Source organism: Bradyrhizobium sp. UFLA05-125 (assembly GCF_059803515.1).
The window spans coordinates 314,803-340,385 of record NZ_JBANBJ010000002.1 but is presented as its reverse complement, the minus strand read 5'-3'; the positions used below and the strand labels follow the sequence as shown (position 1 = coordinate 340,385).

Genomic DNA, 25,583 nt, shown 5'->3' with positions numbered 1-25,583 from the left:
TCCCGGCTGACATACTGGGTCGCCCAGATTGATTCGGAGCCGACCATGCTGCGCTGGATAATGTCCCCTCTGGCCGTGACGCTGATGGTCACGAGCGCACTCGCGGCCGATCAGGTCGTCGTGCACAAGAAACGACACGTCGAGCAATTGCCGCCGGGCCTGCCGCGGCCACATTACAAGTTCCGCACCACGATCGCGCCGGCGGAGCCGCCGCAGGTCTGGGTCGAGACCGATCCGGACGCGCTGATCTCGCCGGCCTACGGCGTCGGCAGCTACATCCGCAATCTGCCGGGCACCCCGCTCCTGCCGGGCGCGTATACGCTGCCGGGTTATTACGGCCGTCCCTGGGACTACGATTATCAGGGGGCGTATTACGGCGGCCCGCAGGTCGATTATTACTGGCGCCTGCCCTACGCCTGCGGCGTCTACGGTTATTGCTGATCAGCCGACCTGGCTCGCGGGGATACCACGCGAATAGGTCTCCGCAGGCTTTCGCGCCGCGAGCCGCTCTGCCTGCATCACCGCCAGCGTCAACACGAGGATCGCGACCGCCTGATGTGCGAGCGCAAGCCCAATCGGCACCTGGTTCAGCAGTGTCAGGATACCGAGCACGGCCTGCAGGCTCACCGCCGCGAACAGCCACACGGCACCGCTCGCAGCAGAACCTGCGCGCGAGCGTACGGCGTCGAACGCGTGCAGTGCCGCCAGCGCGAACAGCGTGTAGGCCGTCATACGGTGCTCGAACTGCACGGTGAGCACATTGTCGAACAGGTTGCGCCACCACGGCGTCTCGAACCACAGCCGCTCCGCCGACGGGATGAATGCGCCGTCGATCTCGGGCCAGGTGTTGTAGGCGCGACCTGCCCGCAAACCCGCCACCAGCGCGCCGAGATAAAGCTGCACGAAGGTCACGACGACGAGCAGCGCGCTCGTGAACTTCAATCGCACAGGGGCAACGATCTCCTGGCGCGCGCCGAGCCGTCGCAAGGTCCAGACGATGCCGGCGAAGATCAGCAGCGCCAGAACCAGGTGCGTCGCCAGCCGGTACTGCGACACTTCGACCCGTTCAGACAGGCCAGAGGCCACCATCCACCAGCCGACCGCGCCTTGCAGCCCGCCGAGGCCGAACAGCAACCACAGCCGCCGTTTCAATTCGTTCGACAGACCGCCTCGCCACAGGAAAAACAGGAATGGCAACAGATAGGCGACGCCGATGAAGCGGCCGAGCAGCCGGTGGCTCCATTCCCACCAGAAGATGGTCTTGAACTCAGACAAGCTCATGCCAGAATTGAGCTCGCGATATTGCGGGATCTTCTTGTAGGCCTCGAAGGCCTCGGTCCACTGCGGCTCGGTGAGCGGCGGCAGCGCGCCCGCTACCGGCTTCCATTCGACGATCGAGAGCCCGGCCTCGGTCAGCCGCGTCGCGCCACCGACCAGCACCATCAGCGCGATCAGCGCGGCCACGGAAATGAGCCACCAGCGCACGGCGCGATGCGGGTCGGACGGAGCTGATATCGTGGTCATTTTGGCCGGAGAAACCAATGCTTGAACCAAACTGCGCGCCCCTTATAGTCCCCCGCTCCCGCAGCGCAAGTTACGCGAAAAGCCGCAAGCTCCCGCCATGAAGATCCGCACCCGCAAGTTCCTCGGTACCATCGCGCTCCTGGTGCTCGCGGCAATTTGGGCGCTGCTCGGCATGACGCTGGCGCAGATGCCGTGGATCGCAGAATCCGGCTGGCGGCAGGCGATCTACTACGTCGTGGTCGGCATGGGCTGGGTGCTGCCGGCAATGCCGGTCGTGAGCTGGATGCAGCGGCCCGACCCGGTCTAGCCTACGCAAACGCGCTTGCGCGTTTGTCGGCAGCAAGCTCTGGTGTCCACTCATCCTCCCGGATCGAACTTAACTCAAGACGTCGTACTGCCCGTCGGCTTCACCGGCGGAAACGTCACGCCGGAGACAAGCACGCGCAGCATCCGCAACGAGCGGCGCCGGCCGTCCCAGGAAATCCGCGGTAGCGCGCGCAGATTGGTCCGCCCCTCGACGTCCACGATGCCAGGAATCGTCGACACCGCGCTGGCAAAGCCCGCCTCCTCCGCCATCACCACATGGCTGCGCCGGAACGAGCTGCGATCGCCGAACGGATAGGCAAAGTGTCCGATCTCGCGGTGGAACGCGGACTCCGCCACCGCCTTGCCCATCGCCATCTCGCGCGCGGCGGCCGTATCCTTCATGGTGGCGAGCGCAGCATAGTTCACCGTCGCGCTGCCGATCGTCACCAGCGGGTCGGCCGCGAGTTTCGAAAGATCCGACCAATCCATCGACGCGTCGCGCGAGACGGCGGCGAGGTCGACCTGATGGCGCTTGCAGAGATCGTTGATCGCAGTCGAGAGCTCGGCCGACGGCAAGGTTCTGAGCCACTCTTCGAGCAGCGTGAACAGTGCCTGCTTCTCCGCGCGCGCGGTGACGACGAAGCGCTGCTCCTTGTCGCCCATCATCAGGCTGATGCGGCTTTCGCGCGCAATCACCTGTTCGAGCGCGAGCCACCAGGCTTCGCCGACGCCGTCGGGAAAGGCCGTCGGCACGTAGACCGTGAAGGGAACGCCGTGGCGCGACAGCACCGGATAAGCGAACGTGGCGAGATCCTTGTACGCACCGTCGAAGCTCAGCGCCACGAAGCGCCGCCGCTCGGGCAGCGTCACCGCGCGCCGGCAGACCTCATCCATGCCGACGATGTCGAACTTCCACCGCTTCAGCGCGCGAAGCACGCGGTCGAGGAATTCTGGCGTGATCTCATTGGCAAGCAGCGGCCGGAAGGGCACGCGCCCGCGCGGCCTGACGCGCTGAAAGCGCAGGATCGCACCGGCGCCACCTGCCCTCCGTCCGCGCAACCGGTGCTGGCCGGTGAACCAGGCCAGTTCCAGCCGCAGCCGTTCCATCCATCGATCATCGGACGCCAAAATCCCACCCATTGCAAACCGACGAGCGGCCGGTTCCCCTTCGCATTCTCCTTACTCTTTGTTGACCTTTCTTTGCAAAGGTCGGCCGCAGGCCGAATTACGCTCATTTTCCGTTTTCTCGACAGGTTTCGCGAATGACCATGGCTGCGGCGATACAAAGCCGGACGGCAGAAGCGCCAGCGCGGTCGAAAGCGAGCCGTATCGCCGAGGTCGACATCGTCAGCGATCTCACCATGGCCGAACCGGTGTGGCGCGCGCTGGAAAACACCGGTCACCTCGCAACACCCTATCAGCGCTTCGACCTGCTCGCCCCCTGGCAGCGTCTCGCCGGCGAGCATGAAGGCGCAACGCCTTTCATTGTCATTGCCCGCGATGCCGAACGCCGGCCGCTCGTCGTGCTGCCGCTGTGCACGCGGCAAAACCGCGGCGTCACGGTCGCCTGCTTCATGGGCGGCAAGCATACGACCTTCAACATGGGCCTGTGGGACGCCGATTTCGCAAGCCACGCCAACAACGCCGATCTCGACGCGCTGTTCGCGGCCCTGCGCGCGCGCAGCGGCGTCGACGTGCTCGCGCTGTCACAGCAACCAATACGCTGGCGCGACCAGCAAAACCCGTTCGCACATCTGCCACGCCAAAATTCGATCAATGGCTGCCCGCTGCTCGCGATGCAGCCGGGCGACCCGCCGGCGTCGCGCATCAGCAACTCCTTCCGCCGTCGTCTGAAGAGCAAGGAAAAGAAACTTCAGGCGCTCGCCGGCTACCGCTATCACGTCGCCGCCACCGATGACGACATCACGCGCTTGCTCGACTGGTTCTTCCGCGTCAAGCCGATACGGATGGCGGAGCAGAAGCTGCCGAACGTATTCGCCGAGCCCGGCGTCGAGGCATTCATCCGCTCGACCTGCCTGAGGTCGCGCGGCGAGGCCCGCATCATCGACATCCATGCGCTGGAATGCGACGAGGAGGTGATCGCGATCTTCGCCGGCGTCGCCGACGGCTGCCGCTTCTCGACGATGTTCAACACCTACACGATGTCGGAGCATTCGCGCTTCAGTCCCGGCCTGATCCTGCTGCGCAACATCATCGACCATTATGCGGAAGCCGGCTATCACGCACTCGATCTCGGCGTCGGCTCGGACGACTACAAGCGCATGTTCTGCAAGAGCGACGAAGAGATTTTCGACAGCTTCGTCCCGCTGACCTCGCGCGGCAAGCTCGCGGCGATGGCGATGTCGTCGCTGAGCCACGGCAAGCGCCTCGTGAAGCAGAACCAGATGCTGTTCGACCTCGCGCGCAAGGTGCGACAGGCGTTCGGGTAAGAACTAGCTGTCGAACGACCCTCTCCCGCAAGGGGAGAGGGTACACCGACTGCGTGGTTAGATTGATGATCGCGCCGAGCGCAGCGCTCGCCTAGGCCGCCACCACGCGAGGCGCCTCCACCGCATCCGACGGCTGCACCGGCTTCTTCAGCATCGTCACTTCACTGAAGCCGACCGCTTTGAGCTCCTCGCACATCGAGGTGCGCGCCTCAGTGGGCATGCCGGCGTCCGGAACCACGACGACGCGGGCATTCGTCGTCAACAGTTCGGCAGGCAGGTCGGAGGCGGTACCGGCATCGAGCAGCACGTGATCGTAGACGCGGAGCAAGGCGTCGATTGCCAGCATCACGCGCGGCGATTGCAGCAGGCTGCGGTCGAAGCCGTCGCGACCCGCCGCCACCAGTTGCAGACGCGAGAGCCTGTCCTTGGTGATGATCTGGGCGAACGAGGCCTCGCCCTGCATCAATTCGGCAAGGCCGGGAGCGCTCGGATCGGCGGAGATCGCCGAAATCGTCGGCGACGATGCAGCGAGATCGACGACCACGACCCGCGCCTCGCGCGCCAGATGGCGCGCCAGCGTCAGCGCGGTCAGCGTGATGGCATCGCCCGCCGCGGTGCCGAGCACCGTCACCTTGCGCGCGCCGTTGCCGGCGCCGCGCAGGCTGTCGGCAAGCTGTTCGATCTCGGCAAACTCGGTGATGCCAGCGTCGGAAGCCATCTCCGGCTGGAGCGGCGTCGGCTCGCTCACCATGGGCTCGGGCTCGACGGCTGGTTCACTGCGGGGAACGACGCGCGACGCTGCAGCCGGCGTGAATGCGGCGATTGCACGCGGCGCGGTCATGTGCAGGAGCTCGCCGGTGACGACGATGCCGGCACTGAGCAGCAGCGTCGCCAGCGTCGCGATGAGCACGATCGGCAATTTCTTCGGATAGGCGATCGTGTTCGAGACGATGGCGCGCGAAATGATGCGCCCTTCGGTCGGCGCGGTGTCGATGGTCTCGCGGGCATTGGCCTCGCGATATTTGGCGAGATAGGTCTCGAGCAGATCGCGCTGCGCCTTGGCCTCGCGCTCCAGCGCCCGAAGCTGGACGTCCTGGCCATTGGTCGAGGTCGCCTGCTTCTTGAGCTGCTCGAGGCCGGCGGTGAGGCTGTCCACGCGGCTGCCGGCGATTCGCGCGTCATTCTCCAGCGAGCGCGAGATCTTGCCCGCCTCGTCACGGATCTGCGTATCGAGATCGCCGATCTGCGCCTTCAACTCCTTGATGCGCGGATGATTGCCAAGCAGCGTCGAGGACTGCTCGGCGAGCTGCGCCCGCAGCGTCACACGCTGCTCGGACAGCCGGCGCATCAGCTCAGAATTCAGCACCTCCGATGCCTCGATCGGCTTGCCGCTCTGGAGCATCTCGCGGATCAGCCGCGCCCTGGCCTCGGCATCGGCCTTCATCGCGCGCGCATTGTTGAGCTGGGTGTTGAGCTCGCCCATCTGCTGATTCGACAGCGTGGTATTGTTGGTGCCGACGAACAGCGACGACCTGGACCGAAAATCCTCGGCCTTGGCCTCGGCGTCCGAGACCTTCTTGCGCAGGTTCTCGATCTCGCCCGACAGCCACTGGCTGGCCGACTTGGCCTGCTCCTGGCGCGCATTCTGTTGCAGCACCAGATAGCCATCGGCGATCGAGTTGGCGACGCGCGCGGCGAGCTCCGGATCGGTCGACTGGAACTCGACGACGATCACGCGAGACTTGTCGACCGCGTAGGCCGTCAGGCGGTCGTAATAGGCATCCAGCACCCGCTCTTCAGGGGTCATCGAGAACGGATCGCGGCCGATTCCGAACAATGCCGCCAGCGATTTCAGCGGCGAGACACCCTGGAGCACCGGATCGAATTCGGGCCGCTCTGCGAGCTTGTTCTTCTTGATGATCTCGCGCGCCAGATCGCGTGACAGCACGAGTTGCACCTGGCTGATGACGGCCTCGGCGTCGAGCGCCTGCCGTTCCTCGGTGCTGCGGTCGCTGGACGGACGCAAAAAGACGTTCTCGCGCCCGTCGATCAGGATGCGGGCTTCCGACTTGTAGCGCGGCGTCACCAGATTGACGCCGGCAAGCGCGAGCACCAGCGCCAGCACCGTCGGCACGATGATGAAGCCACGCCTGCGCTTGAGCGCGGAACCGAGCGCATGCAGATCGATGTCACCGGATTCGGCTTGCGCCCGCGCGACAGCGGCCGCGGGCCTCGGCTCGGGCTTGTGCAAGGCCCGTTCGATCACGGCCTTGTCCTTGCCGGCACGCCAGAACGCCAAACGCATCGCACACTCCCGCAGGGCAACGCCGTCGCCCACCTCAACCGAGGCGATTACACTCCATTAAGGTTGCCGCTGGGTTAATCGCGCCGCACGCGCGCATGGCGCGACGCGCGAACACCGTTTGTTAACCATGAGACCCCTTAATCGGCATCGATATTCAGTGGATTGCTCCGACGTCGCCTGCGAGCGCTGGTTCAGATCATGCCCCCCTCTCTCGACCAGCCGCTTCGCATCCTGCACGCCGTGCGTGCCCCGGTCGGTGGCATCTTCCGTCACATCCTCGACCTCGCCAACGGCCAGGTCGATCGTGGACATCATGTCGGGATTCTCTCCGACGATCTCACCGGCGGCGAGCGCGCAGCGAACGCGCTGGCCGAGATCGCGCCGCGCCTGAAGCTCGGCGTCCATCGGCTGGCGATCCGCCGCGAACCATCGCCCGACGACTTTCTCGTGTGGCTGCGCATGAGGCGCCTGATCGCCAAGCTCGAGCCGGATGTGATACATGGCCATGGCGCCAAGGCCGGCGCCTTCGTGCGGCTCAGGCGGCGCTCGAACGACACCATCCGCATCTACACCCCGCACGGCGGCTCGCTGCATTATCCTTTGCACACCTTCAAGGGCGAGTTTTATGCGCGACTTGAACGGACGCTGACGAACAGCACCGACCTGTTCCTGTTCGAAAGCGCCTTTGCCCGCGACACCTATCAGCGCATCGTCGGCAAGCCCAAAGGCGTGGTGCGCTGCGTCTTCAATGGCGTGACGCCGGAGGAATTCGAGCCGGTCGTCACCGCGGACGATGCGACCGACCTTGCCTATGTCGGCGAGTTCCGGCGCATCAAGGGCGCCGATCTCCTCGTCGACGCGGTGGCCCGCCTGCACGCCGACGGTCGGAGAGTCACGCTGACGCTGGGCGGCGACGGCGAGGAGATGGCGGCGCTGAAGGCGCAGGTCGAGGGGCTCGGCCTAACCAATTCGATCCGCTTCATCGGCCACGTCAAGGCGCGCTACGGCTTCTCCAAAGGCCGGTTGCTGGTCGTTCCCTCGCGCGGCGATTCCATGCCCTATGTCGTGATCGAAGCCGGTGCGGCCGGCATCCCCATGATCGCCGCGAGCGTCGGCGGCATCCCCGAGATCTTCGACGCCGGGAGTTCCGCCCTCTTCGCCCCGAGCAATCCCGAGGCCATGGCGGAGGCCATTGGGGCTGCGCTGGACGATCCGCAAGCGACTGCCCAGCGCGCAGCGAGGTTGCGCGAGCGGATCTCGGCGCACTTTTCCCAGCAGGCGATGGTGGATGGCGTGCTTGCCGGCTACCGGGACGCGTTTACCCATCATTAGCCATCCTTAAGGCGGCTTTAGAGTTTCTTCCGATTTGTCCGATAAGCGAGAGCAAGGGGGACTCCCGCGCTTCGCGCGCCCATATGCGCGTCCGGCGGGTTTCAGGAATGGACGTGAACGACCGTGGAACCGCTCAACGCACGCTCGATGCTCGACGCCGCGACCAGTGCCGCGGCCGCACCGGCTGACAAGCCCTTTGTCGAACGCCGTCGCCGGCTTTCGCCGGCAGCACTCGCCGTCGTCAACCAGAAGGTCGCCCGCGCCTATTCGCCGATCGTGATCGCCGGCTTCGTGCGCGTCGCCGATTTTGTCCTGCTCAGCCTCGTCGGCACGGTACTCTACTTCGGCTATGTCGCGCCGCTGACCGGCATCCGCTGGGAATATCTCGCCGCGATTTGCGCCGTCGCAGCGGCAACCGTGATCTGCTTCCAGGCCGCCGACATGTATCAGGTGCAGCTCTTCCGCGGTCAGCTCCGACAGATGACGCGGATGATTTCGTCATGGTCGTTCGTGTTCCTGTTGTCCATCGGCATTTCCTTCTTCGCCAGGGTCGGCAGCGAAGTCTCGCGATTATGGCTCGCCGCCTTCTTCTTCCTTGGCCTCGCCGCGCTCGTCGCCGGGCGCCTGGCGCTCCGAACGCTGGTGCGCAGCTGGGCGCGCGAGGGCCGGCTCGACCGCCGCACCATCATCGTCGGCTCCGACCGCAATGGCGAAGAGCTGATCGAGGCGCTCAAGGCGCAGGAGGACTCCGACATCCACGTGCTCGGCGTGTTCGACGACCGCAACGACAGCCGCGCGCTCGACACCTGCGCGGGCGCACCGAAGCTCGGCAAGGTCGACGATATCGTCGAGTTCGCCCGCCGCACCCGCGTCGATCTCGTGCTGTTCGCGCTGCCTATCTCGGCGGAGACGCGCATCCTCGAGATGCTGAAGAAGCTCTGGGTGCTGCCGGTCGACATCCGCCTCTCCGCACACACCAACAAGCTGCGTTTCCGTCCGCGCTCCTATTCCTATATCGGCGAGGTGCCCACCCTCGACGTGTTCGAGGCGCCGATCACCGACTGGGATCTGGTGATGAAATGGCTGTTCGACCGCATCGTCGGCGGCCTCGCGCTGTTCGCGGCCCTTCCCGTGATGGCGCTGGTGGCGCTGGCGGTGAAGCTCGACAGCCCCGGCCCCGTGCTGTTCCGACAAAAGCGCTTCGGCTTCAACAACGAGCGCATCGACGTCTACAAATTCCGTTCGATGTATCACCATCAGGCCGACCCGACAGCCTCGAAGGTCGTCACTAAAAACGATCCGCGCGTCACCCGCGTCGGCCGCTTCATCCGCAAGACCAGCCTCGACGAGCTGCCGCAACTCTTCAACGTGGTCTTCTCCGGCAATCTCTCCCTCGTCGGCCCGCGCCCGCACGCCGTCCAAGGCAAGCTCCAGAGCCGGCTGTTCGACGAGGCCGTCGACGGCTATTTTGCCCGTCACCGCGTCAAGCCGGGGATCACCGGCTGGGCCCAGATCAACGGCTGGCGCGGCGAGATCGACAACGAGGAGAAGATCCAGAAGCGCGTCGAGTTCGATCTCTACTATATCGAGAACTGGTCGGTGCTATTCGACCTCTACATTCTCCTGAAGACGCCGATCTCGCTGCTGACCAAGAACGAGAACGCGTATTGAAACGTAGTCATGCCCCGGCTTGACCGGGGCATCCAGTACTCCGCGGCGCCGAGGTTTAACTTCGCCGCCGCGGAGTACTGGATCGCGCGGTCAAGCCGGACGATGACACCGTGGTTGTGTGTACCAGTTGCGTGAGCGTGTGAGCGTGTGATGGCGTATGCGGCGACGGCCGGGGGAATGAACGTAGCGCGACCTGCTGCGCCCGGCGTTCTTGCCCTGCAGCGGGCGATGGTATGGCTGGTCGGTGCCTCCGGTGCGATCGTCTTCATCGAGCCCAGCCCCTACGAGATCGTGACGCTGCTTGCGACTGTCACCTTCTTCGCCACCGGCCTGCGGCTTCGCCTCGTCTTCATGCCGCTCGTGCTGCTGCTGATCCTGCTCAATGTCGGCTACACCATCAGCGCCATTCCGCTGCTCGGCCAGTCCGAGGTGGCAAGCTGGATCGCGACCTCCTGGTACATGGCGGTGACGGTGGTGTTCTTCGCCATGGTCACATCGGTGGATACGGCGGCGCGGCTCGACATGCTGCGCCGCGGCCTCGTGGTCGGCGCGATGGTCGCCTCAACCTCGGCAATCGCCGGCTACTTCAATCTCGTTCCCGGCGGCCACGACCTCCTGACGCTCTACGAGCGCGCGCGCGGCACGTTCAAGGACCCGAACGTGCTCGGCGCGTTCCTGATCCTGCCGGCGCTGTTTTCATTGCAGAGCGTGGTCTCGGACAAGCTGGCCAAGGCGTTCCGCAACGCGATCGCCTTCGCCATCATGGCACTCGCGATCCTGCTCGCCTTCTCGCGCGCCGCGTGGGGCGGCCTGATCTTGACCTCCGGCTTCATGCTGGCGCTGATGGTGCTGACCAGCCGGAGCAATGCGCAGCGCTCGCGCATCATCGTCATGGCGCTGGTCGCGGCCGCGCTGGGGCTGGCGCTGATCGCGATCCTGCTCTCATTCGATTCCATCGCCGAGATGTTCAAGCAGCGCGCGAGCTTCGACCAGAGCTACGACGAAGGCCGCTTCGGCCGCTTTGGCCGCCACATCCTCGGCGCGGAGATGGCGCTCGACCTGCCGTTCGGGATCGGCCCCCTGCAATTCCACCGCTACTTCCCGGAAGATACCCACAACTCCTATCTCAACGCCTTCATGTCCGGCGGCTGGCTTTCCGGCATCTGCTATCCTGCGCTGGTTTTCACCACCGTGATCACAGGCTTTCGCCACGTCTTCGTACGCGTGCCCTGGCAGCGCGCCTATCTTGCGATCTTCTCGGCCTTCGTCGGCACCGTCGGCGAAAGTTTCATCATCGACACCGACCACTGGCGGCATTTCTGGATGATGTTGGGGACGATGTGGGGCATGATCGCGGCCGCGCAGGCTTACAAGGCGTGGCAATCCGGCGTCGGCGAGGCTTCGCTGGAGCCCTAGCACACGTTCAGGAAACTTGGCGCACGCCACAGGGCTCTGCGAGACGCCGCCGTGATAGCGTGGCACCACTCTCGTTGTCACCGCCCGGCTCGACCGGGCGATCTAGTATTCCAGAGACGGCGACGAATACGGAGAAGCCGCGGCGTACTGGATGCTCCGCTTTCGCGGGGCATGACAGCGAGGATTAGGAAGCGGCTTGCACTCCTGACGCACGCTCTCGCCGTGCTGCGCTGCGCCCAAGCATCTCGAATATGTCCAATCCGTGATGCTCGGGCGCAGACATCTCGATTGACAAGCTGAGACCCGACAATTCTAATCGATTGACCTTTCGCGAGAGCCGTCTGCTCGAACGAAATGGTGCTCGAATGCATGTCGCGACGCAAAGAAGCGCGGTTGCACAATGATGAAAAAGACGAACCAAATCGTTCGCGAGGAAATCTTCTGCGCGATGGGAGGAACGCCGCAGTGACAGGCGATGGCTCTCGGTGCAGTGATGACGAGCCGCCCGAGGGCACTCAGTCCAAGGTGCTTCGGATCGATCGTCTGTGCAAGCGCTTCGGCGGTACCCAGGCCCTCAACGAGGTGAGCATGGCCGTGGGCCGCGGCGAGGTCGTCGCTCTTCTTGGCGAGAACGGCGCTGGCAAATCGACCCTGATCAAAATTCTGGCGGGCGTGTACTCCGCCGACAGCGGAACAATCTCCTATGCAGGCCAGGATATGACGTCCTCGGTCAGGCGCCTGCCCCTATCGTTCATCCATCAGGATCTCGGACTGATCGACTGGATGACGGTGGCCGAAAACATCTGCCTGACCCTCGGCTATCCCCGCCGTTTTGGCGTCATCGACTGGACCAAGGCGCGCAAGCGGGCCGAGCTTGCCCTTGCAAGACTCGGCGCCGACATCGATCCGGACCTCCGTATCCAGAGCCTGACACGAACGGAGAAATCGCTGGTCGCGATCGCCCGTGCGCTTGCGACTGACGCGGAAATCCTGGTGCTTGATGAGCCGACCGCAAGTCTTCCTGCGGACGAGGTATTGCGCCTGTTCACGGCACTCCGTCGCCTGCGCGATCACGGTGTAGGCATGATCTATGTCTCGCACCGCCTCGACGAGGTGTTCGAGGTGGCCGACCGGATGGTCGTATTGCGCGACGGCCGGATGGCCGGCGAGCGCATGGTCACGCAGACATCGCCGGACGAAACCATCCTGCTCATCGTGGGACGCGAGCCCTCTCAGGTTTTCCGACGGCCCGCCGAGCGCGAAGGCGCGGCTCGCCTCGAACTCGACCATGCATCGATGACGTCCGTTGGGCCGATCGACTGCCGTATCCACGCCGGCGAAATCGTTGGTCTCGTCGGCTTGCGTGGCGCAGGCCAGGAGGCCTTCGGCCGCGCGCTGTTCGGCATGGAAGCGGTTACCGGCGGACAAATCCTGGTCGACGGCGTGCCTGTCGAGATTACTTCTCCGCGGAGTGCGATGGACCTCGGGATCAGCCTCGTCTGTGCGGACCGCGTCGGAGAATCCATCGTCCCCGGCCTGTCGGTGCGGGAGAACTTCTTCCTCAATCCCCTCGCAGCAGGACACACGGCTTCGACCTGGCTTGCACCGGCGAAGGAGCGTGCGACAGCGAGGCGGCTCGGCGTGACTGTTGATCTTCGGCCCAACGATCCAAACCTGGCGATCGAGCTATTGTCCGGCGGAAATCAGCAGAAGGTCGCGATCGGGCGCTGGCTCAATCTGAAGTCCAAAGTCTATGTCTTCGAGGATCCGACCGCTGGCGTGGACGTCGGCTCGAAGGCGGAGATCTACAAGCTGTTCGATGTGGCGCTCTCCGAAGGCGCTGCCATCCTGATCGTCTCGACCGACTTCGAGGAGATCGCAAAGGTCTGCCATCGCGCACTGGTGTTCAGCCGCGGCCACGTCGTTCGCGAGCTTCATTCCGACGATCTGTCCATCAGCAATCTGTTGTCCGCCGCTTCCGCCAGCGTCGCGGGCAGCTCCGTCGCAGCGTAAGGGGCGGCTCACTGACCGAGGCCTAAGATGCAATCCATCAAGTCGAACGCCCTGGAGCCTACGCGCCCCGAACTCGCAGCGCTGACCAACGGGCAGGCGATCTTGCGATTGCTCCCGGTGTACGGCTTGCCCTTGCTGACGTTGCTCCTGATCATCTTCTTCTCGATCGCCCTGCCGGATACTTTCCCGACCTGGCTCAACGCACGCTCGATCCTTGCCGACAAGTCCATCGTTGCGCTGCTGGCGCTCGCTGCGACCCTGCCGATGATGGCCGGCCGCATCGATCTCACGGTCGGCTTCGGCATCGTGATGTGGCACATCCTGGCGATCAGCTTCCAGGTGAAATACGGCATCTCGTGGCCGATCGCGATCCTGCTGGTCGTGGCTTGCGCAGGCTTCGTCGGTCTCGTCAATGGCGTGCTGGTCGAAGTCGCCCAGGTCGACGCCTTCGTCGCGACGCTGGGCACTGGCACGATCCTCTATGCGCTTGCGCTGTGGCACACCGAAGGCCGCCAGATCATCGGCAACCTACCGCCCGATTTCGTGGCGATTAACTGGGCGTCAGTGTTCGGCATACCGATCCCCGCCTTCTACGTGATTGGGCTCGCGCTGGTCTTGTGGATCGTCAGCGAGCGCCTGCCGATCGGCCGTTTCATCTACGCGATTGGCGCCAACGAGAAGGCAGCCGCGCTCAACGGCATTCCGGTGCGGGCCTATGTGATCGGCGTGTTCATGGCCTCCGGCGTCATCACCGGGCTCGCAGGTTGCGTGCTCGGGGCAAAGCTGCGCATCGGCCAGGCGAATGTGGGCCTCGACTTCCTTCTCCCTGCCCTCGTCGGCGCCTTCCTGGGATCGACGACGATCAAGCCCGGCCGCGTCAATGTTTGGGGAAGTGTGTTCGGCATCCTGATTCTCGCCGTCGGCATTTCCGGCATCCAGTTGTTCGGCGGCGCCTTCTTCATTGAGCCCCTGTTCAATGGCACGACGCTGGTCGTCGCGATCGCGCTCGCGGCGTTCGCGCAGCGCCGTCGTGCGGTCGCCAAGCCACCACCACGCGATCCAAAGGCAATGCCGACCCAATCAAAATCCGCAGAGACGGCCAGGGCCACCTGACGCCGCTGCGTAAACCGCCGGCAAAGCCGGCCTGGCGGCCGCCTCTGGCTGCCAGTTCATTCCGGGGAGAGAAGCAATGATAGCGAGCAAAGTCGTACTGAAAGGGTTTTTGGCGTCGGCGAGCGTCCTGCTGCTCGGCACGGCCTGGGCGCGCGCCGATGACGACGCCGCCTATATCGAAAAGGCAAAGACCTTTCTTCAAGACGTGGCAGCTCCCGTGACCAAATGGGACGGGCCGACCACGGGTGCGAAAGCACAGGGCAAGAAGCTGATCGTCATCGTCTCAACCGATCAGCGCAATGGCGGTGCGCAAGGTGCAGGCGACGGCGCGGCGGAGGCTGCCAAAGCGTTGGGCTGGGACGTGCGCCAGCTCGACGGCCAGGGCACCGTGCCCGGACACGCAACCGCGCTGACGCAGGCGATCGCAATGAGGCCCAACGGCATCCTCAACGTCGGCATCGACAGCAAGGAGCAGCAGCCGCTGCTCGAGCAGGCTGCCGCCGCCGGTATCAAGATCATCGGCTGGCATGCCGGGCCGACGCCGGGACCAGTCGAAGGCGTTCCCGCCGTCTTCACCAATGTGACGACTGATCCGACCGAGGTCGCGAAATCCGCAGGGCTCCAGGCTGTCGTGAAGTCAGATGGCCACGCCGGCGTCATCCTGTTCACGGACTCGATCTATGCCATCGCGACCGCCAAGACCAACGCGGAGCGGGCTGCCGTGGAAGGCTGCAAGGGCTGCAAGGTGCTCGAAGTCGTCGACACGCCGATTGCCGATCTCTCCAACCGGATGGGCCAGCTCACAACGTCGCTGCTTTCCAAGTACGGCAAGCAGTGGACCTACTCGATCGCAGTCAACGACCTTTATTACGACTTCTCGGCGCCAGCGCTGCGAGCGGCGGGCGTGGATCCGGCCGAAGGATTCCCGCAGCAGATATCAGCGGGGGACGGTTCAGTTCCTGCGTTCAAGCGCATCCGCGAAAAACAATATCAGAACGCAACCGTGGCTGAGCCGCTGAACCTGCAGGGCTGGATCATGATCGATGAGATCAACCGCGCCTTCGCTGGCGAGAAGCCGAGCGGGTTCGTTCCCCACGTCCATCTCTTCACCGCTGACAATGTCGAGAAAGACGGCGGCAAGGACAACAAGTTCGATCCCGGCAACGGCTATCGCGACGAGTACAAGAAGATCTGGGGCGTGAAGTAGCAGCACAAGGCAAGCAACCATAGAGGCGGTCGCGCTCTTCGCTGCGGCCGCCTTCCTCCCGAACCCTTCGGACGACTTTCTTCCCGTATTGGAATTTGCAGAGGCAGCCGATGAGCAACGATCTTCCCAAACCCGACTACGCCACCGCCAACCTGAAGCTTGTCGGCTACAGCGACCAGGGCGGACGCTGCGACGGCGTGCAGATCATGGTCCACAAGGGCTTTGCCTATGTCGGCCACATCTTCTCCAAGGGCTTTTCCGTCATCGATGTGCGCGATCCCAAGAGCCCGAAGACCGTCAAATACGTCGCCGCTCCGCACAACACCTGGACGCTGCATCTCCAGGCCGCCGAGGACAAGCTCCTCGTGATCCACAACAAGGACATGTTCGCGCAAGCCGAGCTTGCCGACGAAAAGAACTACTACAAGGGCTCCGTCGACCATCACGCCGACGATAAGCAGGACGAGCGCGACTGGTCGGCCGGCATGGCCGTCTACGATCTCTCCACGCCGAGCGATCCCAAGCAGATCGGTTTCATGCCGGTCGACGGCACCGGCCTGCACCGCATCTACTGGACTGGCGGTCGCTGGGCCTATGCCTCCGCGTTGCTGGATGGCTTCACCGATTACATCATGATCGTGATCGATCTGGCCGATCCGACGAAACCGCAGCTCGTGGGGAAATACTGGCTTCCGGGGATGAACAAGGCTTCCGGCGAAGTGCCGAACTGGCCGACCCAAAACGGCCGCTTCGGCCTGCACCATCCGATCGTCCGTGATGATGTCGCCTATTGCAGCTGGCGCGACGCCTGCCTCGCCGTCGTCGACGTCAAGGACAAGTCCAATCCGAAACTCATCACCCACAAGGTATGGGCCCCACCGTTCGGCGGCGGAACGCACAACGCGCTTCCCCTACCCAACCGCAACCTGCTCGTCGTCGTCGACGAGACGGTGCTCGACAATCAGGAAGACGGCTTCAAGCCGATCTGGATCTTCGACAATCAGGTGAAGTCCAATCCGATCAGCATCTCGACATTCCCGGCACCGTCGAACAAGGACTATCTCAAAGTCGGCGGCCATTTCGGCCCGCACAACGTGCACGAAAACCGGCCCGATGCATTCTACAGCGAGGAGGTCATTTTCGCGACCTATCAGAATGCGGGCCTGCGCGTGTACGACATCAAGGATCAGTTTCGCCCGAAAGAGATCGGCGCATTCGTTCCGCCGCCGCCCGCGAAGTGGATGGACCCCCGGCCGAACCGTCCCGTCGTGCTGCACTCGGCCGACGTCTTCGTCGACAAGAACGCGCTCTGTTACGTCACCGATTTCAGTGCCGGCCTTTATATCGTGGAATACAAGGGCTAGCTTTGGACGATAGCAGCCCGCCCGGTCAGCGAGGCGACTTCGGCGTCTTGAGATTGGCGCGCTTCTCCGGCGGCGTGGCGAGCACGCCGTTCAGCGCCTCGGTCGCCTCGAGCACGCCCTTGTAGGCGTCGGTCGCAAAGCGCAGCAACAGCTTCAGCTCCTCGTCGGAATAGCGGCTCCAGACCTTGTGCATCGCCTGCTGCATCGGCACGTAGAGCTTGCCGATCTCGGCGAGATGCTCCGGCACGATGGTGATGAACACCTTGCGACGGTCGTCCTCGTCCCGCTCGCGGCGCACATAGCCCGCCTTCTCGAGCCGGTCGACGACGCCGGTGATGGCCCCCGTCGTCAACCCCGTGACCTCGGCGAGCCGTCCTGCGGTCGCCCGTCCCTCCAGTTGCAGAAAATCCATGCATTCGAGGTCGGAGCCGGAAATTCCGGCAACATTCGCAACGGCCTGGCCGTACAGCACGCCTTGCGCCGAGGAGCGGCGCATCGCCTCCTCGAGTTCCTGCACCAAGCCTGCGCGCGCTTTCCCTCTTGACAAGGCCGTCCTCATATCTTAGCGAATATATATCTTAGCCACTAAGATAATTAGTGGCCGTGATTTTTACTAGCACCGCAGCAGTCCCAGGAGCAAGCCATGTCGTCACGTCCCCGCAAGGCCCTCATCATCGGCGCCGGCATCGCCGGGCCCGTCGCCGGAATCCTGCTTCGCCGTGCCGGCATCGAGGCGCAGATCTTCGAGGCCTGGCCCTATTCCAGGGGGATCGGCGGCGGCCTTCAGATCGCGCCGAACGGCATGCAGGTGATGGACGAGATCGGGCTCGCCCGCGAAGTGACCAGCCGCGGCTCGATCGCAGATTCCTTCGACTTCTATTCGCAAAGCGGCCAGAAGCTCGGCTCGATCAACCGCGACATGGAGCGGCGCTTCGGCCAGCCTGCGGTGAACATCTGTCGCGCCACGCTGAACGAGATCCTGATCGACAAGGCCTGGTGCTCCTGCGTCTCGCTCTATTTCGAGAAGCGCCTGATCAAGATCGAGGACCGCGGCGACCAGCCGATCATCGCCTATTTTGCCGACGGCACCACAGCGGAAGGCGATTTCCTGATCGGCGCCGACGGCGTGCATTCGGTGGCGCGCCGCCAGGTCGTGCCGGACGGGCCGCAGCCGTTCAACACCGGACTGATCGGTTTTGGCGGCTTCGTGCCGCGCGCCGTGCTGGCCAACTATCCGATCGGCCAGCGCGTCGAGACCACGTTCGGCCAGAGCGGCTTCTTCGGCTACGGCTTCTGTAGCCCGGATCCAAATGACGGCGTGATGTGGTGGAGCACGCAGCCCGCGCACGGCATGGACGCGGCGACGTTCCGAGCGCTGGATCAGGCGACCCTCAAGCAGCATCTGCGCGACTTCCATCGCGGCTGGCACGATCCGATCCCCGCGATCATCGAGGCGGCCGAAAATATCGTGGTCACCGATACGCTCGATGTCGCGACCCTTCCGAACTGGTCGCGCAAGCGCTCGCTGCTGATCGGCGATGCCGCACACGCGACGAGCCCGCATGCCGGCCAGGGCGCCTCGCTCGCGCTGGAAGACGCGCTTCGCCTGGGCCGGCTGATGGCGGAAGGCAAGGAGCTCGGCGCCACCTTCCAGAATTTTGAAGCCGAGCGCCGCCCCCGCGCGGAGAAGATCGTCGCCATCGCCCGCCGCAACGGCAACAGCAAGCGCGAATTCTCAGCCACCGGCGCCTTCATCCGCGATCAGATGCTGAAATGGCTGCTGCCACTCGGCTCCAGGGGGATGGATTTCATGTACGCGTATGATGCGAGAGCGGCGTAAGCGCACGCTGCCGTAGGGTGGGCAAAGCGAAGCGTGCCCACCACTTCCGTTCGAAAATCGCGGAGAGATGGTGGGCACGGCGCTTCGCGCCTTTGCCCACCCTACTATCCGCGGCTAGCCTTCTACCCTGAACGTCAGCCCCGCGTGGGCCTCGAGCCGCTTGATCAGCTTGTGCTGCATCGCTGCGCCAGGCGTCCAGACGCCGCCGGGAACGTCGGGCGTGTCGCGCAGCAGGCAGATCGCGCATTCGGAGATCATCTTCGAGGTCGAGCCGTAGCCGGGATCGCGGTCGCCGGTGACGCCAGCGCGGACCTGGCGGCCATCGGGCGCGATCGCAACATAAAGCAGGTTGAAGAGACCGTTCTCGCGCTCCTCCTTCGACGGGCCCTCGCCCGGCTTCGGCGCATTCGGACCGGTCTTCTCGGCGTTCGCGGCCATCACACGCTTCGCATTGGCCTCGCCCTTCTCTCCGGCGCCGGTCAGGACCATCTCGTCGTAGACGAAGTCCTGCCCGTACGGAAAGCCCATCAGCATGTTGGAGCGATGGACGTTGCGCGTGTTGATCAGCGCCATCATGAACGGCGCCGCCCATGATTGCAGATCCTCCTCATAGGCCGCCCTGTTGCCCTTCGGTTGCTTCGGTCCGGTGAAGCCGGGCGTCAGCGCGAAGTGATCGTTGAGAATGGCGACAAGGCTGAGGTCCTTGGCGACCGCATCGAAGGTTGCCTTCGCACTTGCCGCGGTGCCGCCTGACAGCGTGCCGCGCATGTCGCGCACACGCCCCTTCACGCGCGCAGCCGGCGCACCGAGCACACGCCTGGCCTCTTCCTGCACGAAGAACGTACCGAGTTCGAACGGGACGGAATCATAGCCGCACGAGAACACGATGCGCGCGCCGCTCGTCTTGGCCGCCGCCCCGTACTTGTCGATCATCTGCCGCATCCAGACCGGCTCGCCGCAGAGATCGAAATAATCCGTGCCCGCTGCCACGCAGGCGGCGAGCAGATCTTCACCGTAGAACTGGTACGGACCGACGGTCGTGATCACCGACTTCGTCTGCGCGACCATCGCCTTCAGCGACGCCGGATCAGCCGCATCCGCGACGATCAGCGGCGTGTCGTCAGGCGCGCCGATCGCATCGCGCACGGATTTCAGCTTGTCGAGGCTGCGGCCAGCCATCGCCCATTTCAGCGCCTCGTCGTCCTTGTAATGCGCGGCCAGATATTCGGCGACCAGCTGGCCGGTGAAACCGGTCGCGCCATAGACGACGATGTCGAATTTCGACGAAGAACTCATGTTGCATCCTCAATTTGCTTCGTCATTGCGAGGAGCGAAACGACGAAGCAATCCAAACTGTTTCTGCGGTGACATCCCGGATTTGCTTCGCTTCGCTCGCAATGACGATTTACTTCTTTCCGTAACTCACGCCCATGCCGGCACGGACGTCGCTTTGAATTCCATAAGGCGGGATCGGATAACGCAGGCCGTTTTTCGCCAGCGCCTTCATGCCCGTGATCGCCTTGGCGAGATGCGCTGGGCTAAGCGCCATCAGCATCTCCTCGTCCGGCACGCCGCCATAGCGCCGTTCGGCATAGCATGGCAAGGACAGGCTGGGCTCGCCGGTCTTCAGCGCCCGCCCCCAGGAATCCGCGCAGGCGGTCTCGCCAACCACGCCCCATTCGAACTTCTTGTAGCCGGTATATTGCAGCCCGTTGATCAGGATGATCATCTGCCCCGGCGTGGCGTAGACCAGACAAATGTCGGGCGGATCGAGCCGCCCGCTCGCCAGCGGGCTCACGGCGAGCGCCTTGTACTGACCAAACGGCACCACGTCGAGCGCCTCCTGGCGCTTGCGCGCGTCCTCGGCCGTGCCATGCCACACGCCGACATAGCTTTCGCCCGCAAGCCATTTTTCATCCTGCGGGGAGAGGCCAATCACCGCGCGGCACTGGCTGCCTACGAGATCGTCGGCGGTGATGCCGACGGTCCAGCCGAGGCGCGAAGCCATGCTGACGATCTGATCTGTGGTGTGAACCGCGTTCGGCCGGCGGATCTTCGGGATCGCCTCCATGTCCTCGGCACGCGCGAACAGCTTCATGCCGATCACCGTCGTCTTCAGCCGCAACAGCGTGTTGAGGTCGGCCACGATGCCGGCGAGATCGATCGGTTCAGCGCGCTCTTGCTGCATGGCGTCCTCCCGGGGCAACGATTTTTATGTCCCCGTTCTAGTCCTTGGCGGGCCCGGGAAGCAACTCGCCGGTGCGGCCCATCAGGCGGTAGGCGACGAGCCCGATCCATTCGCGTACGGCGATGTCGGTTCGGACGAGCCCATCGGTACCCATATTGGTGAACGTGAAGAGGTCCTCGCGCCCACCCATTCGCCAATCCACGGGATAGGCCTCGACGTCAAAACCGGCCTTGCGGAAAATCCCGACCGAGCGCGGCATGTGGAACGCCGAGGTTACGAGAAGCCAGCGCTCCCCTCGTTTCGGCGCGACCAGCTCTTTCGTGAACATCGCGTTCTCATAGGTGTTGCGCGAGTTGCGTTCCACGATCAGGCGTTCCTTGGCGATGCCGAGATTTTCCAGGATCGGCGCGGAGTAGTCGGCCTCCTTGGCTTCGGTGGAGATCAGATTGGCATTCCCGCCGGTGAAGACGATGCGCGCATTCGGGTAGCGCCGTGCGAGCGCGGCCGGCGCCAGCATGCGATCGGCGGCATGGGCGACGACCGGCGTCTGGTGCGCCGACGACAGGTCGGTGTCGACGGAGCCGCCGAGCACGATGATGCCGTCGGGCGCGCCGCGCGAGGCATCCCACTGCGGAAAGCGCGACTCGAGGGGATAGAGCAGGAGCTCGCCGAGCGGCGAGAACGCCGCGAGCGCCAGCAGGACCAGCACGGCCACCGCAAGCCTGCGGCCGGCTCGCGCAAAGCGCGTCGTCATCAGAACGAGCGCGAGAATGCCGAGCTCGACCAGGACGTTGATCGGCAACAGCGCGACGCCGAGCGTCTTGGACAGGACGAATAACAGGGGAGCCTCGCTTTGGGATCATCGGGCCTATCGATGCGCGGACCTTGACGGGCCGATCCATCTTCAGAAATCTTCTTGAAAGAGGATGGATTGCCGGGTCAAGCCCGGCAGTGACGAGTCCTGATGAAAACAACCGCAAACAACCGGACCAGACCCATGACCCGTCACCACCTGCAATCCAGCCCCGAAACCTGCCATTGGGGCTTCTTCGAGGCGAAGCTGAAGCCGGTCCTCACCATCGAGAGCGGCGACGAGGTAACGGTCGACACCATCAGCGGTGGGCCGGACGTAGTGCCCGACCGCAACCAGTTTCATATTCCGCCGGAGCTGTTCGAGGTTCATGCCAGGAGCGAGCGCATGCTGCCGGGCCACATCCTCACCGGCCCGATCGCGGTGAACGGCGCCGAACCCGGCGATGTGCTCGAGGTCGAGATCCTCGACGTCACGCCGCGGCAGGATTGGGGCTGGAATCTGATCAAGCCGCTCTCGGGCACCCTGCCCGACGATTTCCATGAGACGCGCATCCTCAACATTCCGCTCGATCTGACGCGGATGGTCGGCCGCATGCCCTGGGGCCTCGACCTGCCGCTCAAGCCGTTCTTCGGCGTGATGGGCGTCGCGCCGCCGCTCGCCTGGGGCCGCATCTCCTCGCTGATCCCGCGCGCGATGGGCGGCAATCTCGACAACAAGGAGCTCGGTGCGGGCGCCACGCTTTATTTACCGGTGTTCGTGCCGGGCGCGCTGTTCTCCTGTGGCGACGGCCATGGCGTGCAGGGCGATGGCGAGGTCTGCGTCACCGCGATCGAGACCGCGCTGCAAGGCCGCTTCCGTCTCACGCTGCGCAAGGACATGAAGCTCGCCTACCCGCGCGCCGAGACCGCCTCGCACTACATGACCATGGCGATGGACCCGGACCTCGACCAATGCGTGGTGCGCGCGCTGCGCGACATGATCGCGCTCCTGGGCGAGAAGCGAAACCTGTCGCGCGAGGACGCCTATACGCTGTGCAGCCTGGCTGCGGATCTGCGGGTGACGCAGACCGTCAACGGCTCAAAGGGCATCCATTGCGTGATCGAGAAATCGCTCGTGCACGGCTAGCTCACGCCGCCTTTCCTCCCTCGCAGCCCGACCTCCGTCGCTGGTGAAAACCGCGCGGCGCGTCGGCGCTCGGAATTTCTCCAGCGATTCCAATAGCCTCGGACACCGACTCGATCCGGATTTGACTCCTCCTCGTTTCTAAATAGAGTCTTAATCGTTACTTTTATGTACCCGAGTAAGAGGCTAGCGTTTGCGTCATGGCCACCGAAAAAGCCGAGACTGACCGCATTCCCGTAACCTTGGCGCTCTCGACCATCACGTATCTCGAAAAACTGGTGAGACAGGGCACCCACGGCACCAGCGTTCCCGGCGTCGCACGGACCTTGATCGAAGAAGGCATCCGTCTCGCCATCAAGGACGGACTTTTGTCGATTCGCGACAATGGCAGGACGTGAGGAACGGAGCGCAACGCGGACGATTTCGGACGGGGTGGTCGATTTGCAACCTGGGACCATCACAACATGCCTGCTGCTTCACCGACCTCGCCAACGTCCGCTGCAACCTGGACCGTTGAGCGCATCGAACTACTGAAAAGCCATTTTCACGCCGGCCTGTCCTGCCGCGAGATCGCCGCTGATATCGGCGTCAGCCGCAATGCCGTCATCGGCAAGCTCAGCCGCCTTAACCTGACGCGGGGTCCCAAGCGGGAGGAGCGGAGCGCGGAAAAAAGCACCGCGCGGGCCCTGCGGACCCTTCGCAGGCTGCAATATGAGATGCTCAACACGATCCATGGCGAGGACGAGACGCCGCTCGCGCATGCACCCATCGACGAGGCCAACCGCTGCTCGCTGCTCGAATTGTCGGAGAACCGCTGCCGCTGGCCGATCTCGACACCGGGCGCGGATGACTTCTGCTTCTGCGGCAACGCCTCGCCCGACGGCCAGTCCTACTGCACGGGCCATGCGCGCCTCGCCTACCGGCCGAACGGACGCGCACGTCTCATGCGCGACTGACTGCGCTCGCAGCCACCGCAAAAATAAAAACCTCCGGCAGGGCACTGCCGGAGGTCTTGGAGGCCTAGCATGAAGCCAGGAGCCGTCAGTTCAACTTGTCGGCTGAGCGAGAATATAGCTGAGTAAATCAGCTAAGTAAATAAATTTGAGTGCGAAAGAATTGCATGGCACTCCTTCGCGTTTCGCGTAAGGCCTGCTCTGCCAAGGCAGGCCACCAACAAAGCAGCCAAGAAAACGAAGAAGAAAAACTAAGAAGAAAAACGAAGAAGAAAAATGGAAAAGAAAACCAACCAAGAAAAAACCCCGGCGGTTTCCCGCCGGGGTTCTCTGATCGGTCGAAAGATCGATCTTAGAAGTTGCGCTGGGCGCGGAGGAGCATGCTGACCGAGTTCTGGTCCTTCAGCTCATACACGGCTGCCGGCTTGGCAGCGGAAGCAATGCCCGGGCTGTTGATGGCGCCGGAATACTTCTGGTCCAGATGCGTCCAGTTCACGTCAGCAGTGAACGCCAGGTTCTTGACCGGGGTCCACACGGTGTTGACACCGATGACCGCGAAGTTGAAGTCCGGATTACAGGTCGAACCGGCCACGGCGATCGCTGCGAAGTTGGTGCAGATCAGCGCCTTGCCCGTGTCGCCGTACCTCAGCTGAGCATAGCCACCGTAGATGGCGCTCGCCCAGTTCGGATTCCAGTTGTGGGTGTAACCACCGCGGAAGCCCCAGGTCTTGACGGTGTCGATGCCGGTGCCGGTGCCGAAGACGCCGTCAGCAATGCCAGCGAAACCAGTGCTCTGGTAGGCGCCGGCGAGGCCGGTGCCGCTGAACATGAAGAAGCTCTGCGGGAACAGGCTCTGGAAGTTGTAGCGGCTCGCGCCATCCGTGTAGACGGCCTGCAGGTTGATGTTGTCGCCAGGTCCGGTCGGGATGTTCTTGATCGACAACGAACCCTGAACCGCCCAGCCCCACTTGTCACCGGGATGACCGGTGAGTTCGGTGCTGCCGTAGTAAGCGGAATGGATGTCATGCGCGGCAACCGACAACTGGGCCAGACCCCAGGCTTGGTCGACGCGGACCGCACCGATGATGTCGGGAGAACGCGTGCCACCCCAATCGTTGGCACCGTAGACGCCCGTCACGAACTGAGCCGCCGTACCCGACGACACGTTCCAGAGGTTCGACTGGCCGTTTGTCGCCGTCGTCATATCCTGCAAGGCCACCGAAGCGGTGATGCCCTGGCCGAAGTCAGCCGTATAGGCAACCTGGTTGATGCCGTTGACGTTGTTGCTGCCGCCCGGAATGGTGTCGGGACCGCCAGCCGGATAGCTCTGCCACGGAGCGTCGAAGATCGAGACCGTGCGGCCGAAAGTGAAGCCGGCGAACTGGATGAACGCATGGTAGAGGCCAAGCGAGGCGCTACCATCCGAGGACCCTTGCGCCGACCCGTTGCTGCCGGTCAAGGAGTTGCTCGTCCAGGTGAAGACCATGTCCGCGTACGTGCGCACAACGCCGTACTCGGTCGCCGTGCGGGTATCGACGGTGAAGTCCATACGGGCGCGGCTGTACCAGTAGTTGGTCAGACGATTGTTCGAGCCCTGGTTCGCGCCCGACTGGAAGGAATAGTCGCCGGCGCCAACCGTCGTGTCGGCACGCAGGTAACCGCCGAACTTGATGCAGGTGTCAGTGCCCGGCATGTAGTAGAATCCGGCTCCGTACAGGGAGCAGACCTTCACGTATTCGACCGCCTTGGCCTTCACGGGGAGATCGGCTGCCTGTGCTCCGCCAACGGCGATCAGACCCGCCGCTGAACCGAGCAAAAGGCTCTTCACCAATTTCATATTTAACCTCCAAGTTGCTCATTCATGGCGAGGCGGGCCATCAGCCCCCAGATCCCCGCCTTTTGAAAACCGCTCGGCCGCTTCACGCCTTCGGACGCGCGCGCCTTGGCGCGGGCAACCTGAGCGAA

Annotated in this window: 23 protein-coding genes; 15 read left to right on the top strand and 8 right to left on the bottom strand. The window is 63.9% G+C overall.

The annotated features are described in order from the left end of the window. The first annotated feature begins 45 nt into the window (after positions 1 to 45). The gene (locus tag SO156_RS05035) at positions 46 to 441 is read left to right on the top strand and encodes a hypothetical protein (protein ID WP_458146174.1); all 396 of its coding nucleotides are present in this window, start codon (positions 46 to 48) and stop codon (positions 439 to 441) included. Here the strand turns inward: SO156_RS05035 and SO156_RS05030 are convergent, their stop codons facing one another. After that, positions 442 to 1,524: a COX15/CtaA family protein gene (locus tag SO156_RS05030; RefSeq protein ID WP_498534032.1), complete on the bottom strand. Its 1,083-nt coding sequence runs from the start codon at positions 1,522 to 1,524 to the stop codon at positions 442 to 444. A gap of 97 nt (positions 1,525 to 1,621) precedes the next feature. Here SO156_RS05030 and SO156_RS05025 point away from each other — a divergent pair, with 97 nt between their 5' ends. Next, positions 1,622 to 1,831, top strand: a complete 210-nt coding sequence (locus tag SO156_RS05025) for a DUF2842 domain-containing protein (RefSeq protein WP_458146172.1) — start codon at positions 1,622 to 1,624, stop codon at positions 1,829 to 1,831. A 74-nt stretch (positions 1,832 to 1,905) separates the two neighbouring features. Here the strand turns inward: SO156_RS05025 and SO156_RS05020 are convergent, their stop codons facing one another. Next, the gene (locus SO156_RS05020; protein ID WP_498534057.1) at positions 1,906 to 2,958 is read right to left on the bottom strand and encodes a polysaccharide deacetylase family protein; all 1,053 of its coding nucleotides are present in this window, start codon (positions 2,956 to 2,958) and stop codon (positions 1,906 to 1,908) included. 134 nt (positions 2,959 to 3,092) lie between these two features. On the opposite strand from SO156_RS05020, the gene SO156_RS05015 reads away from it, so the two are divergent. After that, the gene (locus SO156_RS05015) at positions 3,093 to 4,280 is read left to right on the top strand and encodes a GNAT family N-acetyltransferase (protein WP_498534031.1); all 1,188 of its coding nucleotides are present in this window, start codon (positions 3,093 to 3,095) and stop codon (positions 4,278 to 4,280) included. Between the two features lie 91 nt (positions 4,281 to 4,371). Here SO156_RS05015 and SO156_RS05010 read toward each other — a convergent pair whose 3' ends face one another. Continuing rightward, positions 4,372 to 6,585, bottom strand: coding sequence for a GumC family protein (locus SO156_RS05010; RefSeq protein WP_498534030.1), 2,214 nt, complete (start codon positions 6,583 to 6,585; stop codon positions 4,372 to 4,374). Positions 6,586 to 6,783: 198 nt separating this feature from the next. Here SO156_RS05010 and SO156_RS05005 point away from each other — a divergent pair, with 198 nt between their 5' ends. From SO156_RS05005 to SO156_RS04975, 7 genes are all read left to right on the top strand, one after another. After that, positions 6,784 to 7,917, top strand: coding sequence for a glycosyltransferase family 4 protein (locus SO156_RS05005; protein ID WP_498534029.1), 1,134 nt, complete (start codon positions 6,784 to 6,786; stop codon positions 7,915 to 7,917). A 123-nt stretch (positions 7,918 to 8,040) separates the two neighbouring features. Beyond that, positions 8,041 to 9,588 carry an undecaprenyl-phosphate glucose phosphotransferase gene (locus SO156_RS05000; protein ID WP_498534028.1) on the top strand — a complete coding sequence of 516 codons (1,548 nt, stop codon included), beginning with the start codon at positions 8,041 to 8,043 and terminating at the stop codon, positions 9,586 to 9,588. 150 nt (positions 9,589 to 9,738) lie between these two features. Beyond that, entirely contained in the window at positions 9,739 to 11,004 is a 1,266-nt protein-coding gene (locus SO156_RS04995) for an O-antigen ligase family protein (protein WP_498534027.1), read from the top strand. Positions 11,005 to 11,469: 465 nt separating this feature from the next. Beyond that, complete coding sequence (locus SO156_RS04990) at positions 11,470 to 13,017, top strand: sugar ABC transporter ATP-binding protein (protein WP_498534026.1); 1,548 nt, start codon at positions 11,470 to 11,472, stop codon at positions 13,015 to 13,017. Positions 13,018 to 13,044: 27 nt separating this feature from the next. Next, positions 13,045 to 14,130, top strand: coding sequence for an ABC transporter permease (locus SO156_RS04985; protein WP_458146164.1), 1,086 nt, complete (start codon positions 13,045 to 13,047; stop codon positions 14,128 to 14,130). Between the two features lie 79 nt (positions 14,131 to 14,209). Further along, on the top strand, positions 14,210 to 15,337 hold the full coding sequence (locus tag SO156_RS04980) for a substrate-binding domain-containing protein (RefSeq protein ID WP_458146231.1): 1,128 nt from the start codon (positions 14,210 to 14,212) through the stop codon (positions 15,335 to 15,337). A 110-nt stretch (positions 15,338 to 15,447) separates the two neighbouring features. Beyond that, on the top strand, positions 15,448 to 16,701 hold the full coding sequence (locus tag SO156_RS04975) for an LVIVD repeat-containing protein (protein WP_498534025.1): 1,254 nt from the start codon (positions 15,448 to 15,450) through the stop codon (positions 16,699 to 16,701). 25 nt (positions 16,702 to 16,726) lie between these two features. On the opposite strand, the gene SO156_RS04970 is transcribed toward SO156_RS04975, so the two are convergent. Continuing rightward, entirely contained in the window at positions 16,727 to 17,197 is a 471-nt protein-coding gene (locus SO156_RS04970) for a MarR family winged helix-turn-helix transcriptional regulator (protein WP_458146230.1), read from the bottom strand. Positions 17,198 to 17,344: 147 nt separating this feature from the next. Here SO156_RS04970 and SO156_RS04965 point away from each other — a divergent pair, with 147 nt between their 5' ends. Continuing rightward, complete coding sequence (locus SO156_RS04965) at positions 17,345 to 18,541, top strand: FAD-dependent monooxygenase (RefSeq protein WP_498534024.1); 1,197 nt, start codon at positions 17,345 to 17,347, stop codon at positions 18,539 to 18,541. A gap of 114 nt (positions 18,542 to 18,655) precedes the next feature. Here SO156_RS04965 and SO156_RS04960 read toward each other — a convergent pair whose 3' ends face one another. The 3 genes from SO156_RS04960 to SO156_RS04950 form a co-directional block, all read right to left on the bottom strand. Next, entirely contained in the window at positions 18,656 to 19,837 is a 1,182-nt protein-coding gene (locus SO156_RS04960) for a saccharopine dehydrogenase family protein (protein WP_498534023.1), read from the bottom strand. A gap of 109 nt (positions 19,838 to 19,946) precedes the next feature. Next, positions 19,947 to 20,729: a DUF169 domain-containing protein gene (locus tag SO156_RS04955; protein ID WP_498534022.1), complete on the bottom strand. Its 783-nt coding sequence runs from the start codon at positions 20,727 to 20,729 to the stop codon at positions 19,947 to 19,949. A 37-nt stretch (positions 20,730 to 20,766) separates the two neighbouring features. Continuing rightward, entirely contained in the window at positions 20,767 to 21,534 is a 768-nt protein-coding gene (locus SO156_RS04950; protein ID WP_498534056.1) for a YdcF family protein, read from the bottom strand. Positions 21,535 to 21,726: 192 nt separating this feature from the next. Between SO156_RS04950 and SO156_RS04945 the strand changes: the two genes are divergently transcribed. The 4 genes from SO156_RS04945 (at position 21,727) to SO156_RS04930 (ending at position 23,974) form a co-directional block, all read left to right on the top strand. Continuing rightward, a complete protein-coding gene (locus tag SO156_RS04945) occupies positions 21,727 to 22,668 on the top strand; it encodes an acetamidase/formamidase family protein (RefSeq protein WP_498534021.1) in 942 nt (313 codons plus the stop codon). A gap of 197 nt (positions 22,669 to 22,865) precedes the next feature. Next, positions 22,866 to 23,063 (top strand): hypothetical protein, encoded by a 198-nt coding sequence (locus SO156_RS04940; RefSeq protein WP_007603456.1) that lies wholly within the window; start codon positions 22,866 to 22,868, stop codon positions 23,061 to 23,063. Between the two features lie 66 nt (positions 23,064 to 23,129). Continuing rightward, positions 23,130 to 23,621 (top strand): GcrA family cell cycle regulator, encoded by a 492-nt coding sequence (locus SO156_RS04935; RefSeq protein WP_498534020.1) that lies wholly within the window; start codon positions 23,130 to 23,132, stop codon positions 23,619 to 23,621. A 164-nt stretch (positions 23,622 to 23,785) separates the two neighbouring features. Beyond that, positions 23,786 to 23,974 (top strand): hypothetical protein, encoded by a 189-nt coding sequence (locus SO156_RS04930; protein WP_498534019.1) that lies wholly within the window; start codon positions 23,786 to 23,788, stop codon positions 23,972 to 23,974. Here the strand turns inward: SO156_RS04930 and SO156_RS04925 are convergent. Further along, entirely contained in the window at positions 23,971 to 25,455 is a 1,485-nt protein-coding gene (locus SO156_RS04925) for a porin (protein ID WP_498534018.1), read from the bottom strand. The genes SO156_RS04930 and SO156_RS04925 overlap by 4 nt on opposite strands. Between the last annotated feature and the right edge of the window lie 128 nt (positions 25,456 to 25,583).